Annotated in this window: 12 protein-coding genes; 7 read left to right on the forward strand and 5 right to left on the reverse strand. The window is 71.0% G+C overall.

The window, feature by feature from the left end:
* Positions 1 to 128: 128 nt before the first annotated feature.
* Both OG214_RS04920 and idi read left to right on the forward strand, forming a co-directional pair.
* Positions 129 to 1067, forward strand: coding sequence for a cation diffusion facilitator family transporter (locus OG214_RS04920; RefSeq protein WP_363082386.1), 939 nt, complete (start codon positions 129 to 131; stop codon positions 1065 to 1067).
* 201 nt (positions 1068 to 1268) lie between these two features.
* Entirely contained in the window at positions 1269 to 1862 is a 594-nt protein-coding gene (idi, locus tag OG214_RS04925; RefSeq protein ID WP_363082385.1) for an isopentenyl-diphosphate Delta-isomerase, read from the forward strand.
* Here idi and OG214_RS04930 read toward each other — a convergent pair.
* On the reverse strand, positions 1837 to 2340 hold the full coding sequence (locus OG214_RS04930; RefSeq protein WP_363082384.1) for an ATP-binding protein: 504 nt from the start codon (positions 2338 to 2340) through the stop codon (positions 1837 to 1839). The genes idi and OG214_RS04930 overlap by 26 nt on opposite strands.
* A gap of 254 nt (positions 2341 to 2594) precedes the next feature.
* Here OG214_RS04930 and OG214_RS04935 point away from each other — a divergent pair, with 254 nt between their 5' ends.
* The 3 genes from OG214_RS04935 to OG214_RS04945 all read left to right on the forward strand — a co-directional run bounded on the left by OG214_RS04935 (position 2595) and on the right by OG214_RS04945 (position 6838).
* Positions 2595 to 3386, forward strand: a complete 792-nt coding sequence (locus OG214_RS04935; RefSeq protein ID WP_405983904.1) for an enoyl-CoA hydratase/isomerase family protein — start codon at positions 2595 to 2597, stop codon at positions 3384 to 3386.
* Positions 3387 to 3478: 92 nt separating this feature from the next.
* Positions 3479 to 4342, forward strand: a complete 864-nt coding sequence (locus OG214_RS04940) for an SCO6745 family protein (protein WP_405983905.1) — start codon at positions 3479 to 3481, stop codon at positions 4340 to 4342.
* Between the two features lie 75 nt (positions 4343 to 4417).
* Positions 4418 to 6838, forward strand: coding sequence for a Tex family protein (locus tag OG214_RS04945; protein WP_405983906.1), 2421 nt, complete (start codon positions 4418 to 4420; stop codon positions 6836 to 6838).
* Between the two features lie 200 nt (positions 6839 to 7038).
* Here the strand turns inward: OG214_RS04945 and OG214_RS04950 are convergent, their stop codons facing one another.
* On the reverse strand, positions 7039 to 8676 hold the full coding sequence (locus OG214_RS04950) for an ABC-F family ATP-binding cassette domain-containing protein (RefSeq protein ID WP_405983907.1): 1638 nt from the start codon (positions 8674 to 8676) through the stop codon (positions 7039 to 7041).
* A 129-nt stretch (positions 8677 to 8805) separates the two neighbouring features.
* Here OG214_RS04950 and OG214_RS04955 point away from each other — a divergent pair, with 129 nt between their 5' ends.
* Positions 8806 to 9771: an FAD-dependent oxidoreductase gene (locus OG214_RS04955; RefSeq protein WP_405983908.1), complete on the forward strand. Its 966-nt coding sequence runs from the start codon at positions 8806 to 8808 to the stop codon at positions 9769 to 9771.
* On the opposite strand, the gene OG214_RS04960 is transcribed toward OG214_RS04955, so the two are convergent.
* Both OG214_RS04960 and OG214_RS04965 read right to left on the reverse strand, forming a co-directional pair.
* A complete protein-coding gene (locus OG214_RS04960; RefSeq protein ID WP_382859935.1) occupies positions 9772 to 11073 on the reverse strand; it encodes a M14 family metallocarboxypeptidase in 1302 nt (433 codons plus the stop codon). It abuts the gene before it with no gap.
* The gene (locus OG214_RS04965) at positions 11070 to 13076 is read right to left on the reverse strand and encodes a Xaa-Pro dipeptidyl-peptidase (protein WP_405983909.1); all 2007 of its coding nucleotides are present in this window, start codon (positions 13074 to 13076) and stop codon (positions 11070 to 11072) included. The genes OG214_RS04960 and OG214_RS04965 overlap by 4 nt, the downstream gene beginning before the upstream one ends.
* A 425-nt stretch (positions 13077 to 13501) precedes the next feature.
* Here OG214_RS04965 and OG214_RS04970 point away from each other — a divergent pair, with 425 nt between their 5' ends.
* Positions 13502 to 14542 carry a LacI family DNA-binding transcriptional regulator gene (locus tag OG214_RS04970; protein WP_363083988.1) on the forward strand — a complete coding sequence of 347 codons (1041 nt, stop codon included), beginning with the start codon at positions 13502 to 13504 and terminating at the stop codon, positions 14540 to 14542.
* A 121-nt stretch (positions 14543 to 14663) separates the two neighbouring features.
* On the opposite strand, the gene OG214_RS04975 is transcribed toward OG214_RS04970, so the two are convergent.
* Positions 14664 to 16919 (reverse strand): glycosyl hydrolase, encoded by a 2256-nt coding sequence (locus OG214_RS04975; protein WP_363083989.1) that lies wholly within the window; start codon positions 16917 to 16919, stop codon positions 14664 to 14666.
* Positions 16920 to 17029 lie beyond the last annotated feature (110 nt).

Raw genomic sequence — 17029 nt, forward strand, 5'->3', positions numbered from 1 at the left:
TGACCTGCGATCATTTCCGCAGGTCAGAGCATATGACAACGGTGTTCAGTGCCGGGTTGCCGCATACCCCCCACCCGTAGTTCACTGGCGTGGTCGGCAGATCGCACATACGACCGGAAGGCGGCCACATGGGGGCAGGGCACGACCACGGGCACACCCACGGCGGGCCGCCGACGGGCACCGCGACCGCCGCCTACCGGGGGCGGCTGCGTATCGCGCTGTGCATCACGCTCTCCGTGATGGTCGTGGAGATCGTCGGCGGTATCGCCGCCGACTCCCTCGCCCTGTTCGCCGACGCGGCCCATATGGCCACCGACGGTGTGGGGCTCGGGATGGCGCTGCTGGCCGTCCACTTCGCGGGCCGGCCCGCGGACAGCAACCGCACCTTCGGCTACGCGCGGGCCGAGATCCTCGCCGCGCTGGCCAACTGTCTGCTGCTGCTCGGGGTCGGCGGGTTCCTGCTGTACGAGGCGGTCGAGCGCTTCATCGTGCCGCCCGAGACCAGGGGCGGACTGACGATCGTCTTCGCCCTCATCGGTATGGCCGCCAATCTGGTCTCCCTCTCCCTGCTGATGCGCGGGCGCAAGGACAGCCTCAATGTGCGCGGGGCGTATCTGGAGGTGCTCGCGGACACCCTCGGCTCGCTCGCGGTGCTGGTCTCGGCCGGTGTCATCCTGCTCACGGGGTGGCAGACGGCCGACCCGCTCGCGGGCCTGCTGATCGGGCTCATGATCGTCCCGCGTACGGTGAAGCTGCTGCGGGAGACACTGAACGTGCTGCTGGAGGCCGCGCCCAAGGACGTGGACATGGCCGAGGTACGCGCGCATATGCTCGGACTGCCCGGTGTGGCCGACGTACATGATCTCCATATCTGGACGATCACCTCGGGCATGCCCGTGCTCTCTGCGCATGTGGTGGTGGACCAGGACGCGCTGGACGCGGTGGGTCACGAGAAGATGCTTCATGACCTCCAGGGATGTCTCGGTCATCACTTCGATGTCGAGCACTGCACCTTCCAGCTCGAACCGAGGGGACATGCCGAGCACGAGGCGAGGCTCTGCCACTGACCTCCTGCCGCCGTCCCCCTGCCACCGCCCCGCGCCACCGGCCTCCTGGCACTGCCACCGCCACTGATGTCCTGGCACCGGCACCCCGACATCGACACCTCCGGGGGCGTGGGAGAACGGACATGCCCACGCTCCCGAAGTGCGGACAGGGGGCTCCTGTGCGGCAGACTTGGGGGCTGAGGCCCGAAGCGAAGGATGGTTATGCCGACCACACCAGTCACCACGGCGAAGAGCTCGTCTCACGGCGTTCAGGAAACGATCATGCTGGAGCTGGTCGACGAGAACGGCAATACCATCGGCACCGCCGAGAAGCTCTCGGCCCATGAACCGCCCGGCCGGCTGCACCGGGCGTTCTCCGTCTTCCTCTTCGACGAGCGGGGACGGCTGCTGATCCAGCGGCGCGCGCTGGGCAAGTACCACTCCCCCGGTGTCTGGTCGAACAGCTGCTGCGGACATCCGTACCCGGGCGAGGCCCCGTTCACCGCGGCGGCCCGCCGTACCCACGAGGAGCTGGGTATCTCGCCCTCGCTGCTCGCCGAGGCGGGCACGGTCCGCTACAACCACCCGGACCCGCTGTCGGGGCTGGTCGAGCAGGAGTACAACCACCTCTTCGTCGGGATGGCGCAGTCCTCGCTGCGGCCCGACCCGGAAGAGGTCGGCGAGACGGTCTATGTGACCCCGGCGGAGCTGGCGGGCCGGCATGACCGGGACCCGTTCTCGGCGTGGTTCATGACCGTGCTGGACTCGGCGCGCCCGGCGATCAGAGAGCTCACAGGGCCTGCCGGGGGCTGGTGACACCCCCGCGCGCCGGCACCTCACCGAGCGGGGCCAGAAACGGCAGCGCCGCCCAGATCATCTTCCCGCCGCCGGCGGTGTGCTCGACGGCGCAGCTACCGCCGGCCTCGCGGGTGATCTCCCGTACGAGCAGCAGTCCGCGCCCGCCGGTCCGGGCGTGATCGGTCTCCAGGGCCTTGGGCCGGTAGGGATGGTTGTCCTCGACCGCGACCCTGATCCACTCCGCGCCGATGGTGACCTCGACAGCGATCTCCGGGGAGAGCAGGGCCGCGTGCCGTACGGAGTTGGTGACCAGCTCGGAGACGATCAGCAGCAGCCCCTGGACGACCGTGTCCCTGACCGGTACGCGCTGGCGTTTGAGCAGATCGCGTACGGCGTGCCGGGCCTGCGGTACGGAGACGTCGACGGCCGGAGCGGTGAACCGCCAGACTCCCTCGTACGACAGCGGCCGGGCCGGAACTCTCCCGCGGCTCTCCATCCTTGCGGCACCCACCCTTGGTCTCGACCTGTGGCTCGACCGGCTCGGGCCGGTGTCGTCCATCGGGTACCGAGTGTTGGGAACGAGCTGGTCCGTACCGGGCAACTGAACAGAAGTCAGCCGTAATTGACGGAGGATGACCGCATCCGAGCGAGCGGACAGCCAGGGTGATCGCAGACGATCATCCACTGGTGCTTCAGGGGCGGTCGAGAGGGCACGTCGGGCAACGCGGGGCCGGGGATAGCATCCGGCACATGGAGCCGCAGCTGCTGCACACCGTCTCCGACGGCATCGCGACCGTCGTGATCCACCATCCCGCCAAGCGCAACGCGATGACCGCGTCGATGTGGCAGGAGCTGCCGCCGCTGCTGGGGCGGCTGGCGGCGGATCCCGCCGTACGGGCGCTGGTGCTCACCGGCGAGGGGCCGACATTCTGCGCGGGCGCCGACATCTCCTCGCTGCGCGAGCCCCGGGAATCGCGGGAGGAGCACGGGGAGGGGCCCATGGAGCCCGGCGACGATCCACGGTCGCTGGCCGTACGGGCCGAGGAGGCGCTGGCCGCCTTCCCCAAGCCGACCCTCGCGGCCGTGCGCGGTCACTGCGTGGGCGGCGGCTGCCAGCTCGCCGTGGCCTGCGATCTGCGGTTCGCCGAGGAGGGTGCCCTGTTCGGGGTGACTCCCGCGCGGCTCGGGATCGTCTACTCGGCGTCGTCCACCCGGCGTCTGGTCTCGCTGGTGGGGCCCTCGACCGCCAAGTACCTGCTGTTCTCGGCCGAGTTGATCGGCACGGAGCGCGCGCTGCGCACCGGGCTGGTGGACGAGGTGCTGCCGGCCGGGGAGCTGGGCGGACGGGTCGCGGAGTTCGCCCGGGTGCTGGTCTCGCGCTCACGGCTGACCCAGGCGGCGGCCAAGGAGTCCGTCTCAGGGGGCGCCGACCGTACCGCGTACTGGACGGAGCAGGCGCGCTCCAGCGGGGAGACCGCGGAGGGGGTCGCCGCGTTCCTGGAGCGCCGGGAGCCGCGCTTCGACTGGACCGTGCGCGCGTGAGTCGCCGCGCCGGGTGCCGGCGTACGGCCGGACGGAAGGCGGCTTCCGTCCGGCCGTCGCCATCCATACCGACCAGTCGGTAACCTGCCGTCATGACCACTCTGCCCGAGCACGCCGCGCGGCGCTGTCATGCCGTCGTCAACCCGATCCACTCGGCCCTCTACTTCTCCCCCGATCTGGGCCGCGAGTTCGCGCGCGTGGGTCTCGACGACATCAATGCCGCCTACTTCGCCGCCCGTTCGGCACCGATGGGCCGGGTCGGGGCGGGCATCGTCACGGCGACCTTCCACAACTTCAAGCACGATCTGGTCGCCCGCCACCTGCCACGCGTATGGGACGTCCTCTCCCCCGAGGACTCGCTCGACGCGCGGCTGCGCGCGGTCGACTCACTGCTGCGGCGGCTGCTGGGCGAGGAGGTCCTGGCCTCGAAGGAACTGGCCGAGGCGGCGGAACTGGCCCTGCGCGCCACCGAGGCGTGTACACGCCCGGCACGTCCGCTCTATTCGGCCAACGCCGATCTGCCGGTCCCGGACGCGCCGCATCTCGCCTACTGGCACGCCGCCACCCTGCTGCGCGAATACCGCGGCGACGGCCATCTGACGGCACTGACACACGCCGGTCTCGACCCTCTTGAGTCGCTGGCCAGCCATACCGCGAGCGGCCGTGGCATGTCACCGAAGTGGATCCTCGCCACCCGTGGCTGGAGCGCCCAGGAGTGGGAGGCGGCCCGGGAGCGGCTGCGCGGGCGCGGACTGATGGACGGGGAGGGCGGACTGACCGAGGCGGGCAGGGAACTGCGCGGCGCCCTGGAGGACGAGACCGACCGGCTCGACCGGGCACCGTACGAGTATCTCGGCGCGGCCGGAGTGCTCCGGCTCACCGCGCTGGCGGGTGGATTCGCCGGCGTGGCGCGGGCGGCCGGCGCGTTTCCCGCGGATCTCATCGGCAGGAGCTGAGCCGGTCCTGCCCGCCGATGTCAGCGCCACCTGCCACAATGCAGTCGGCGGACCACAGAACAGCGGAGCGTGATCGTGACGACGTCCATCGAAGGCAGGATCGCCGGGGAACTCGGCGTACGGGAGCGGCAGGTGAAGGCGGCCGTCGAGCTGCTCGACGGCGGATCGACGGTGCCGTTCATCGCCCGCTACCGCAAGGAAGCGACCGAGATGCTCGACGACGCGCAGCTACGCACCCTGGAGGAGCGGCTGCGCTATCTGCGGGAGCTGGAGGAGCGGCGGAGCGCGATCCTGGACTCCGTGCGCGAGCAGGGCAAGCTCGACGATGCCCTGGAGGCGCGGATCCGGGCCGCCGACACCAAGGCGCGCCTGGAGGACATCTATCTGCCGTTCAAGCCGAAGCGGCGCACGAAGGCGCAGATCGCCCGTGAGGCGGGTCTCGAACCGCTCGCCGAGGGGCTGTTGACGGATCCGTCGGTGGAGCCACTGGCCGCCGCCGCGGCGTTCGTCGACGCGGACAAGGGTGTGGCGGACCCCGCAGCCGCGCTGGAGGGCGCGCGCTCCATCCTCACCGAGCGGTTCTCCGAGGACGCCGATCTCATCGGCGAGCTGCGGGAGCGCATGTGGACGCGGGGCCGGCTCGTCTCGAAGGTCCGCGAGGGCAAGGACGACAGCAAGGAGGGACCGGGCGCCAAGTTCGCCGACTACTTCGACTTCGCCGAGCCGTTCCCCGAGCTGCCCTCGCACCGGGTGCTGGCCATGTTCCGGGGCGAGAAGGAGGATGTCCTCGATCTGGTGCTGGAGCCGGAGGACCCGTCCGAGTCCGCGGAGCGGCCCGGCCCGACGATGTACGAGAACATGGTCGCGCGGCGCTTCGGGGTCGCCGACCGCGGCAGGCCCGGCGACAAGTGGCTCGCGGAAACCGTGCGGTGGGCGTGGCGCACCCGGATCCTGGTGCATCTCGGAATGGATCTGCGGCTGCGGCTGCGGACGGCCGCCGAGGACGAGGCGGTGCGGGTGTTCGCCGCGAATCTGCGTGATCTGCTGCTGGCCGCGCCGGCCGGCACGCGCGCGACGCTGGGTCTCGACCCCGGGTTCCGTACGGGCGTGAAGGTGGCCGTGGTCGACGCGACGGGCAAGGTCGTCGCCACCGACACGATCTATCCCCATGTCCCCGCGAACCGGTGGGACGAGTCGCTCGCGACGCTGGCGCGGCTCGCCAAGGCCCACGCGGTCGATCTGATCGCCATCGGCAACGGCACGGCGTCCCGGGAGACCGACAAGCTGGCCGGTGAGCTGTGCGCGAAGCACCCGGAGCTGAAGCTCACGAAGGTCATGGTGTCCGAGGCGGGCGCCTCGGTGTACTCGGCCTCGGCGTTCGCCTCGCAGGAGCTGCCCGGTCTCGATGTGTCGATCCGCGGCGCCGTCTCGATCGCGCGCCGGCTCCAGGACCCGCTCGCCGAGCTGGTGAAGATCGATCCCAAGTCGATCGGTGTCGGCCAGTATCAGCACGATCTGTCCGAGGTGAAGCTCTCCCGCTCGCTGGACACGGTCGTCGAGGACTGTGTGAACGGCGTGGGTGTCGATGTGAACACCGCGTCGACGCCACTGCTCTCACGGGTCTCGGGCATCGGGACGGGACTCGCGGAGAACATCGTCGCCCACCGCGACACCCATGGGCCCTTCCGGTCCCGGCGGGCGCTCAAGGATGTGCCGCGGCTCGGCCCGAAGGCGTACGAACAGTGTGCGGGCTTCCTCCGTATCCGTGACGGGGACGACCCGCTGGACGCGTCGAGCGTCCACCCCGAGGCGTATCCCGTCGTGCGGTCGATGGTGAAGACGACCGGCAGCGCGGTCGCGTCGCTCATCGGGAACGCGCCGGTGCTGCGCTCGCTGAAGCCGGCCGATTTCGTGAACGAGTCCTTCGGACTGCCGACCGTGACGGACATCCTGCGTGAGCTGGAGAAGCCGGGGCGGGACCCGCGTCCGGCGTTCAAGACCGCGACGTTCAAGGACGGCGTGGAGAAGATCGGGGATCTGGCGTCGGGGATGGTGCTGGAGGGGGTCGTGACCAATGTCGCGGCGTTCGGCGCGTTCGTCGACATCGGTGTGCATCAGGACGGGCTGGTCCATGTCTCCGCCATGTCGAGGACCTTTGTGAAGGATCCCCGGGAGGTGGTGAAGCCGGGCGATGTGGTCAAGGTGAAGGTGATGGAGGTCGACGTCCCGCGCAAGCGCATCTCCCTGACGCTGCGCCTGGACGACGAGGTGGGGGCGAAGCCGGAGCGCGAGCGGTCGGGCGGGACGGGCGGGGGCGGACGTCCGCCGCAGCAGCGGCGCGGTGCGGGCGGACGGGGCGGCGGTGAGCGGGGCGGCGGGCGCCAGGCGTCGGCGCCGCCTCCGGCGAACAGCGCGATGGCGGATGCGTTGCGGCGTGCTGGGCTTACGGATCCGAAGGGCGGGAGCGGGGGCCGCGGGGGCGGTCGGCGCGGCTGAGGTTCCCCACTCTGGTGGAGTGCGCCGCCCCGTGAGGGGGCGGTCGGTCCGGTGGGTGGTACGGGGCGTGGTACGGGTGCGGTGCGTGGCGCGGGGCCGGGGTCTGGCTCCGGGTGTGGCGCGGGCGAAGACCGAGCCCGCCCCGCGCCCGCGGATGTGCTGGACGCCCGGACGCGGGGCGGTGGCCGGCGCGCTCGCCCTCAGCTCTCGGTCACCTGGCCCGCCGCCACATCCAGGCGGCGTGTCGTCCGGATCGCGTTCAGCATGCGGCGGTCGTGGGTGACCAGGAGCAGGGTGCCGTCGTAGGAGTCCAGCGCGGATTCGAGTTGCTCGATCGCCGGCAGGTCGAGATGGTTCGTCGGCTCGTCCAGGACGAGGAGATTGACGCCCCGGCCCTGGAGGAGCGCCAGTGCGGCGCGGGTGCGTTCGCCCGGGGAGAGGGTGGTCGCGGGGCGCAGCAGATGGTCCGACTTCAGACCGAATTTGGCGAGCAGCGTGCGGATCTCGGCCGGTTCGGTGTCGGGGACGGCCGGGCGGAACGCGTCCAGCAGGGTCTCCGGGCCGTGGAAGAGAGCGCGCGCCTGGTCCACCTCGCCCACGACCACGCCCGAACCGAGCGAGGCGTGGCCCGCGTCCAGCGGGAGACGGCCCAGCAGGGCGGCGAGCAGTGTGGATTTACCGGAACCGTTGGGCCCGGTGATGGCGATCCGGTCGGCCCGGTCGATCTGAAGGGTGACAGGACCGAACTGGAAGTCGCCGCGCTTGACCTCGGCGGCGCGCAGCACCGCGACGACCGCGCCCGAGCGGTCCGCGGAGGCGATCTCCATCCGCAGCTCCCACTCCTTGCGGGGCTCCTCGACCGTGTCGAGGCGCTCGATCAGCCGCTGTGTCTGGCGCACCTTGGCCGCCTGCTGTTCGCTCGACTCGGCGCGGAGCTTACGGCCGATCTTGTCGTTGTCGGTCGCCTTGCGCCGGGCGTTCCTGACGCCCTTCTCCATCCAGGCGCGCTGGGTGTGCGCCCGTGTCTCCAGGGACGCCTTCTTCTCCGCGTACTCCTCGAACTCCTCGCGGGCATGGCGCCGCGCGGTCTCCCGCTCCTCCAGATAGGCCTCGTAACCGCCGCCGAAGAGGGTGATCTTCTGCTGGGCCAGGTCGAGTTCGAGGACCTTGGTCACGGTGCGTACGAGGAACTCGCGGTCGTGGCTGACGACGACCGTACCGGCGCGCAGACCGGTCACGAATCCCTCCAGCCGTTCCAGGCCTTCGAGGTCGAGGTCGTTGGTCGGCTCGTCCAGCAGGAAGATGTCGTACCGCGAGAGCAGGAGCGAGGCGAGGCTCGCACGGGCCGCCTGGCCGCCCGAGAGGGTGGTCATCGGCTGGTCGAGTCCGACGGTGAGGCCGAGCGAGGCAGCGGTCTCCTCGGCCCGCTCGTCCAGATCGGCGCCGCCGAGGCTCAGCCAGCGCTCCAGCCCGACGGCGTACGCGTCGTCGGCGCCGGGTGCGCCGTCGACGAGCGCCTGGGTGGCCTCGTCCAGCGCGGTCTGCGCGGCGGTGACTCCCGTACGGCGGCCGAGAAAGGCCCGTACGGTCTCCCCCGCGCGCCGCTCCGGCTCCTGGGGGAGATGGCCGACGGCGGCGGTGGGCGGGGAGAGCCTGATCGCCCCGTCCTCGGGCGTGTCGAGTCCGGCGAGCAGCCGGAGCAGGGTGGACTTTCCGGCACCGTTGGCACCCACGAGTCCGATCACATCGCCGGGTGCGACCACGAGGTCGAGTCCGGAGAAGAGCGAGCGGTCGCCGTGTCCGGCGGCGAGATCCTTGGCTACGAGCGTGGCAGTCATCAGACCGTTGATCCTAACGAGGTGCTGGGTGGGGGGTGCCGGGGCCGCCGGGGAGAAGGATCGCGGACGAGCGCCCCGTCCGTCCACCGGAATATGGGCCTGTACGCCGGATTCCGCTACGGTCCGGACATGGACGGCGGTAAGAGAGATGTACTGGTGGTCGGCGGTGGAGTCATCGGTCTGACGACGGCGGTGGTGCTCGCGGAGGACGGTCACCGGGTGGGGCTGTGGACCCGCGATCCGCTGGGGCGCACCACATCGGCGGTGGCGGGAGCGCTCTTCTGGCCCTATCGCATCGAGCCCGAGGCCGAGGTGGGCGCCTGGCTGGAGCGGTCGCTGAGCCAGTACGAACAGCTCGCGCGGCGGCCGGACGAGACCGGGGTACGTATCGTCCCCGGGCTGATGACGGACACCCCGATGACGGATCTGGGAAGCTGGGCCGCCCGGGTCCCCGGACTGCGCCAGGCCCGTGGCGAGGAGCTGCCGGCCGGCTTCGGCCAGGCGCTGCGGGCCACCGTCCCGCTGATCGACATGCCCGTCCATCTGCGCTATCTGAAGGAACGGCTGCGCGCGGCGGGCGGCACGGTGGAGCGGCGCACGGTCACGGGCTTCGAGGAACCGGCGGAGCTGGCGCCCGTGGTGGTGGACTGCACCGGGATCGGTGCCCGGGTGCTGATGGCGGACGCGTCGCTGTATCCGGTGCGCGGGCAGGTGGTGGTCGTGGAGAACCCGGGGATCGACGAGTGGTTCGTGGCGTCCCTCCCCGGCTCCGCCGATATGACGTATGTGATGCCCCAGCCGTACGGGGTGCTGCTCGGCGGTACGGCGACGGAGCACTCCTGGGATCTGCGCCCCGACCCGGCCGAGGCCGAGGCGATCGTCGCGCGCTGTGCCCGGATCCACCCCGCGCTGGCCGGAGCGCGGGTACTGGAGCACCGGGTGGGGCTGCGGCCCGCGCGCCCCCGGGTCCGGTTGGAGGCCGAAACCCTGCCCAGGGGCGCGCGGTTGGTGCACAACTACGGACACGGCGGCGCGGGGGTCACCGTGGCCTGGGGCTGCGCGCGGGACGCGGCCCGGCTGGCGCTGGACTCCTGATCAGCAGTCGGCGGGAGCCGCCGCGGTCAGGTGGTACGCCGCGCGTTCGTCGAGGAGCAGCGGGACCAGATTCCGCTGCGACTGGCGGAGCGGTACGAACGCGCCCTTGCCGAGCGGCAGTGACAGCACCCCGTGGAGGGCCAGTTCGTCCTTGACGTCGGCGTACTGCGCCGCGTCGAGGCGGTAGCCGCACGGCGGGTTCTGGATGATCTGCTCGGGGGCAGCGGGTTCGTTGTCGGCGCCGCCCAGATAGACCGGGCCGCGGTCCTTGAGTCCGGCCAGCCGCGCGGTGGCCGTGGCGCTCACGATCGCGCCCCTGCGCTCGTCGGTGAAGGTGAACAGCCCTTCCAGGGAGTCGAGTTGGCTGGCCACCCGGCGGCGGTGGTTCAGCGCGGGGTCGGCCTCCTCGGCGTCGGTGAGCGCGTTGACCCGGCTCTCGATGAGCAGCCCGAGCGAGTGTTTGACACCCGCCGCGTTGCGCAGGATGCGCTCCTGGCCGTCACCGGCGGTCTGCCGGATGGGCTCGTCGGTCACCGGGTCGGTCCAGATCCCGTAGGTGCCGATGGAGTGGCCGGCCGCGCGGGCGGCGGGCCGTACATACCGCTCGGAGAGCGCCTCCGACTCGTCGTGGACAGCGGTCGCGGTGTTGAGATTGCGCGGCCAGAGGTCGAACAGGTCCTTGTCGTAGTACGGCGGGGTGGCGCCGTACTCGTGCAGGTCGTAGATGACATCGGGCCGCTGGTCACGGATGAGGGCGGCCAGGGCACGGCCCTCGGCCGTCTTGAGCGCGATGTGGTCACGGTTGATGTCGACGCCGTCGGAGTTGCCCCGGGTGTCGGCGGCCCGTCCGTCCGGGTTGGCGGTGGGGACGACGAGCACGCTCGTACGGGCCAGGAAGCGCAGGGTGTCGCGGTCCTTGGTGTAGGCGAGATCGCGGACCGTGGTCAGACACGCCTCGCGGCCTGACGGTTCGTCACCGTGCTGGCTGCATACGAGCAGCACGGTGGTGGCCGCGTGCCGGGCGCCGATCCGGACGAGCTGGACCGGACGGTCCTGCTTGGTCGTGCCGATGGTGGTGAGCGTGGCGCGCTCGCTCCCCCGGTCGACGGCCTTCAGGAACTGCTGCTCCTGCGGCTGGCTGGTCCAGTCGGCGCCGCCGTTCGTCTCGAATCCGGTGCGCGGCGGGGCGGGCGAGGTGGTGGCCTGGGCGGGGACGGCGGCCAGCGAGGTGACGAGGGCCGTGGCGGTGATCGCCAGAACGAGTCCTCGTATACGGGATGTGGTGGCGCGTGGTCGGGTCATCGGCTGCTGTCTCCCGGGATCGGAGGGGTCCGGCGCGGCTCGGCCACGCCGTGGTGACGGGACTCACGGGGTGCGCTGTACGGCGGGACGGCGCCGGTGGTGGCGCGGGCGAAGGCCGCCGCGCCGCCGACGAGCGGCAGTCCTGCGCTGGTCCTGGCCAGATCGAGGGTGAGGGTGGGAGTGGTGGACGGCGGGTCGATGAGGTCCTGGTCGGTACCGGCGATGATCAGGGCGAGCCGGTGTCCGGCGGGGACGACATGGTCGGTGGCGGCGAGCTCGACGGTGAGGGTGTACGGCTTGCCGGGTGTGAGCGGGCGGCCGTGGCCGGCCGACGCGTAGGTGCCGAGATCGGCCCAGCCCCGGCTGAAGACCGTCTGGCCGACCTCGGCCGTCCTGGCCTCCGTCTCCCGGTAGCAGGAGCTGTCCGCGGTGGTGCTCGGACCCCAGCAGGTGCGCTCGGTCAGCGTCCTGATGCCTTCGCCGGACGCGGCGTAGTCCCGGATCGTGTCGGGGCCGATGTCGACGAGGACCGCCGAGAGATGGGCCGTCGAGGTGGACGGGGTGGCGGTCACGGTGACCGTACCGGAGCCGGACAGCCGCAGATCACGGCTGAGGGGCCGGGTGATGAAGCCGGACTTGGCCGGGGTCGGCAGATCGATCTCGGCGGCCCAGTCGGTCTCGCTCTGTCCCGGGTCGTCGGTGAAGGTCTCGGTGGTGCCGGGCCGCGCGGGCGTACGGCCCAGGGTGCCGACTCCGGCGACGGCGCCCGTGCCGGGACGCAGCGTGGTGGTCACGGTGGTACGCGGCGGCCAGACCCGGTCGGTGGACCACTGGTCGGGGGCGCGCTCGATGTCCGCCATGGGCTCGCGGTCGATGCCGTTCTCGTAGCCGAGGAGATAGTGGTCGAACCAGCGGTGCAGGGTGGTGACCCAGGTGGCACGGCGGAAGTCGAACGGGTCGACATGGCCGGTCTGGGAGAGCCAGATCTTGCGCTCCACGCCCGCGTCGGCGAGCGCGTCCCACCACTGGCCGAGGTGCTTGGCACGGACGTTGAGGTCCTGGGCGCCATGGACGGCGAAGACGCTGGCCCGGACCTTCTTCGCGTTCCGTACGTAGTCGCGCTCGTCCCAGAGACCGGTCCGGTCGCCGGTGCGCGGCGCCTCGTCGATCAGCCGTTGCTGCACCGCCTGGCAGCGGGCCCGCGCCTCGGGGCTCTCCACATAGTTGGAGAGCCATTCGGGGCCCGAGTCGTAGAGGGGGGCGCCCTGCTGGAAGTAGTAGTCGTACCAGGAGGAGATCGCGCTGATCGGGACGATGGTCTCCAGTCCCTCGACCCCGGTGGCGGCGACTCCGTTGGCGATGGTGCCGTCGTAGCTCTTGCCGATCATGCCGGTGGCGCCGGTGGTCCAGTCGGCCCGTACCCGCTCGGAGCCGGTGCGGGTGGCGTAGCCGCGGGCGCGGCCGTTCAGCCAGTCGACCACGGCCTTGGCCGACTGGATGTCGGAGCGCCCGCCGACATCGACACAGCCGTCGGAGCGGTTGGTGCCCGCGAGATCGACGGCGACGAAGGCATAGCCGCGCGGTACGAAGTAGTTGTCGTAGTGCAGCGGGAAGCCGAGGGGTTTTCCGTCCGCGTCATAGGTCTTCCGCTGGCTCTCGTTGCCGCGTCCGCAGCAGGAGTAGTAGGGGCTCGCGTCCATGATCACGGGCACCCGGCCGCCCCGCTCGGCGAGCTCGCTCGGGCGGATCACGTCGACGGCGACCCGGTCGGTTTTGCCGTTCTCGTCACCGTCGATCCCGGTGTCGACCCAGATGGACTCCCGGATGGCGTCGTCGTACGAGTAGACGGGCCGGCTTTCCTTCACCCGCGGTCCGCCCGGCCCCGCGGTGGGCTGCGCGCCCAGTGCTCCTGCGGGGGTGAGCAGCACCCCCACGAGAGCGGCGGAGGCCGCCGCGACCAGGGTTCTGTACGACCAGCGGGCTCCCCGCGCACGGATCTCCATGGGGCGGAAGGTACCCCGGTGAACTCCCGTGCAAAAGAGGGCAGTCGACGGGCCGCGAGAGGCAAGGGAATGTATACGAAGCGCCCGCCGCGCGCGTGTACGGGTGTCGGGCGCACGGCCGTCGTACGGCATCGGGGACGGCCCGCCGCCGGGACGCGGGAGCGTGGGCGTGCCCCTCCCGGGTGACAGGACCACCGGGACTCCCCTGATGAGACGCTTTGGAAGCGCTCTCATCCACAGCGCCGCAGCGGTTAGGGTGTAGCTGTGCGGCAGCCCGTCTCGCCCCTGTATGCGGCGCTGCCGTACGGTACCGCCGTATCGGTCCTGTCGTCCGGCCATGTCGGCACGTCCGTCAGGTCCCGACGTCCGCCCGTACCCGTACCGGCGCCGTCAGCCGTATCCGTCCCCGACGAGGAGCGCACGCCTTGCCCGAGCCGTCCCCTGGGTTCCGTCCCACTCTGGAAGCTGTCGCCGCGCGCGCCGGCGTCTCCCGGGCCACGGCCTCGCGGGTCGTCAACGGCGGTGCGGGTGTCCGGCAGCCGCTGGTCGACAAGGTGCGCCGGGCGGTCGACGAGCTGGGATACGTACCGAACCACGCGGCCCGCACCCTGGTCACCCGGCGCACCGGCGCGGTCGCCGTGATCATCGCCGAGCCGGAGATCCGGATCTTCTCCGATCCGTTCTTCTCCCAGCAGATCCGCGGTATCAGCAAGGAACTGACCGCGCACGACACCCAGCTGGTACTGCTCCTGCTCGAAGGTCCCGGTGACTACGACCGGATCGCCCGCTATCTGGCGGGCGGCCATGTCGACGGCGCGCTCGCCTTCTCCCTGCACACCGACGATCCGATCCCCGAGATCACCCGGCGGGCCGGGATGCCGACGGTCTACGGAGGCCGGCCGAGCTGGACGGCGGCCCAGGACCACCAGGCCGTGCCGTATGTGGACGCGGACAACCGCGGCGGTGCCCGCGCGGCCGTGCGGTATCTGCGGGATCTCGGCCGGCGGCGGATCGCGCATATCGCGGGCCCGCGTGACCAGACCTCGGCCACCGACCGGCTCGACGGCTACCGCGATGTACTGCTGGACGCGGATGCCGGGCTGATCGCCGAGGGTACGTTCACCGAGGAGAGCGGGGCGCGCGCGATGGCGGAACTGCTGGAGCGGTTCCCCGATCTGGACGCGGTGTTCGCCGCCAACGATCTGATGGCCTCGGGCGCGCTGCGGGTGCTCAAGGAGCGGGGCCGCTCGGTGCCCGGCGATGTGGCGCTGGTCGGCTTCGACGACATGGACTCGGTCGCGGAGACCACCGACCCGCCGCTGACCACCGTCCAGCAGGACATAGAGGGGCAGGGCCGGCTGATGGCGCGGCTGCTGCTGCGCGGTCTGGACCGGGACCGCGAGGGTGCCTCGGCGCCGGCCTCGGTGATCACTCCGACCACACTGGTACGGCGGGCCTCGGCCTGAGCCGAGCCCCGCCGTCCGTCGTGGGCGGTGCGTGGTGAGCCGTGTCTTGCGGGGCGTGCCTCGCGGATCGTGCACGGCCGCGAGGGGTGCACGGCCCGCGAGGGGTGTCCCTGTCCGGTCGCTATCCGGTCGCTGTCGAACGCGCCGGTACGTTCAGCGTCCTGCCGTCCGAGAAGGTGACCGTACGCGCCACCGAGTCGAAGTTGTGCGCCGCGTACGTCCGTACCCCGCCCTTGGTGAAGACGGCGGAGGTCGGGATCGATCCGGTCACGGTCGCGTCGGGAGCGCCCAGCGAGTCCAGTGTGGTGATCCAATGGTACGTATGGGCCCTGGACTCGCCCGCCTCGGGTGTGTAGCCCGCGTTGCCCGCGTCCCATTTGGCCTTGGCCGCCGCCGGATCGGCGAGGGCCTCGAACTCCCAGAGGATGTCCCGCCATTCGACGGCCGGACCGCCGTTCTCCCGCGTCATCTCCGCCAGATTGCGCCTGATCGCGTCCTTCTCGCGGCTGAGATGGAGCGAACCACCGGTCAGCGGGAGGGCGTTGATGCCGTGGATCTCCTCCGGATTGGCGGTCCACCAGGTGGAGTACGCGCCACCGCTGCCCCACACCATGCCGACCGTGTCGTGCCCGAAGGAGGACGGGAAGACCGCCTGGTCGGCGTCGAACCAGTACTGGCCGATCGCCTCGGACTCGGTGGTCAGCAAGTAGCTGCCGAGATCGCGCAGCTGGGTGTCACCGGTCGCGGAGCCCCACAGGATCAGTGCGGCACTGAGGTTGGTGGACTCCGACGACGACTCCTGGTTGTTGCCCGCGGCGAAGCCCTGGTGCCCCGAGGCCCAGCTGTGTCCCGCGTATATGTCGAAGCCGCGCAGGAAGGGGAAGGCGGTGTCGTCGCGGCTGGGGTTGGCGGCGTCGCGCACGAGCGTCTTCACCATGCCGCCCCAGGCCGAGTCGGCGGCCCACGCCCGGTCGTACTGGGCGACGATCGCCGCCGCGTACACGTAGTAGCTGTAGTGGAAGTGGTGGTCGTTGAGTTCCGTGTCGCTGCCGTAGGAGGCGGGGTAGCCGGTCAGCGTCTTCCAGTTCCTGTCGTACGAGAACTCGTTCGCGCCGCCCGCCGTGAACCACTGCTCCAGCCGGCCCTTGAGCAGCCCGACCAGCTTGTCGCGGGTGGCGGTCTCACCGATCTGCTCGGCGATGGGCACCAGTTGGGCGAGCTTGCCCAGCGCCTTGCCGGTCCAGTAGGTGTCGACCGCGCCGGAGAACGGATCGGCCGCGTTCGCCACCTCGTTCAGATAGCCCCTGAGCCGTGCCTGGTCGGTCCCGCCGGACCTCGGCAGGGCGGGCAGCACCCCCGCCGACTGCTGGCTGGTGGTGAAGGAGGTGCCCTCACGGACCTTCATCGTGCCGCGCGAGGAGACATAGGTGTACGGGGTGAGCGCGTCGGTCGCGTAGAGCCACTGGTGCCGGTAGAGGGCCTGGAGCGTACCGGTCTCGGTGCCCTCCTGCGGTGCGGTGGTGAGGCTGTAGGTCGCCCTGACCGTACCGCCGTCGGCGCTCCAGCTCACCTTGGAGCCGGTGACGAAGCTGTACGCGTACTTCCGGTAGGTGGCCAGCGCGTCCGTGGAGGGCAGGACCGCGAGGGAGAAGTAGTCACGCCCGCCGAGCCCGGCCGTGAGCGTGGATCCCGCTATGGACCAGTCGCTGCCGGTCGGCGCGAACAGGGCGTAGTGGTGTCCCGCGACGGTGATGCCGAGGACATTGCCCTGGTCGGCGAAGACCTGGGGCGCGGCGGCGGTGGTGATCCTGGCGTCGCCGCCGGTGCCCTTGGCGTAGACGAAGGGCAGGCCGTGGCCGATGGTGGTCCGCAGGGTGCGGGCGCCGTCCGACCAGTACGGGGTGACGGTCCAGTCCGACCAGTTGTCGGCCTTGGTGTCCGGTGAGTTGAGCCCGGTCAGACCGAGCGTGAGATCGGCCTTGTGCGCGTACTCGTACTGACGGCCGTCGCCGCTGACCGTCGGGGTGGTCGGATAGCCGACCTGGAGACCGCCCGCGGTCGCCTGATAGGTGAGCGGGTGGCCGTACATCGGGGTGGAGTACGGGTTGTCGCCGTACCGCTGGAAGGCCAGCGACGACCACCAGTCGTTCGTGGGCACGGGCTTGTTCCTGGCGGCCTCGGTCACCTTGGGGGTGACCGGAGTGCCGGTGTTGGTCGTGGGGCCCGCTGTGCCGGCGGGGCGGGTGTCCGAGTAACTCCCCGCACCCACGGGGACGTTGGCGGCCATCGCCGGGCCGGCGGCGGGGCCCAGGCCGATAGCGGCCAGGGCGGTGACCAGGACCAGCGCGGAGACGGGTCTGGCACGGGAGACGGACATGGACGGCACCTCGAAGACATGGGGGGAAAGGGCGTCCGAGAGCGCTCTCAGATGCCATGAAACGTAAAACTCCTGAAACAGAAGTGTCAATACATCTGACACGGACGGCA

Origin of the sequence: Streptomyces sp. NBC_00872 (assembly GCF_045161915.1) — a bacterium.
Lineage (GTDB): Bacteria > Actinomycetota > Actinomycetes > Streptomycetales > Streptomycetaceae > Streptomyces.

What these genes read in the sequence shown, in the direction of transcription:
- OG214_RS04920 (WP_363082386.1), top strand. Translation starts at nt 129, where the DNA reads ATGGGGGCAGGGCACGACCACGGGCACACCCACGGCGGGCCGCCGACG.
- OG214_RS04960 (WP_382859935.1), bottom strand. Translation starts at nt 11,073, where the DNA reads ATGACCCGACCACGCGCCACCACATCCCGTATACGAGGACTCGTTCTG.
- OG214_RS04975 (WP_363083989.1), bottom strand. Translation starts at nt 16,919, where the DNA reads ATGTCCGTCTCCCGTGCCAGACCCGTCTCCGCGCTGGTCCTGGTCACC.
- OG214_RS04950 (WP_405983907.1), bottom strand. Translation starts at nt 8,676, where the DNA reads ATGACTGCCACGCTCGTAGCCAAGGATCTCGCCGCCGGACACGGCGAC.
- idi (WP_363082385.1), top strand. Translation starts at nt 1,269, where the DNA reads ATGCCGACCACACCAGTCACCACGGCGAAGAGCTCGTCTCACGGCGTT.
- OG214_RS04965 (WP_405983909.1), bottom strand. Translation starts at nt 13,076, where the DNA reads ATGGAGATCCGTGCGCGGGGAGCCCGCTGGTCGTACAGAACCCTGGTC.
- OG214_RS04935 (WP_405983904.1), top strand. Translation starts at nt 2,595, where the DNA reads ATGGAGCCGCAGCTGCTGCACACCGTCTCCGACGGCATCGCGACCGTC.
- OG214_RS04940 (WP_405983905.1), top strand. Translation starts at nt 3,479, where the DNA reads ATGACCACTCTGCCCGAGCACGCCGCGCGGCGCTGTCATGCCGTCGTC.
- OG214_RS04930 (WP_363082384.1), bottom strand. Translation starts at nt 2,340, where the DNA reads ATGGAGAGCCGCGGGAGAGTTCCGGCCCGGCCGCTGTCGTACGAGGGA.
- OG214_RS04955 (WP_405983908.1), top strand. Translation starts at nt 8,806, where the DNA reads ATGGACGGCGGTAAGAGAGATGTACTGGTGGTCGGCGGTGGAGTCATC.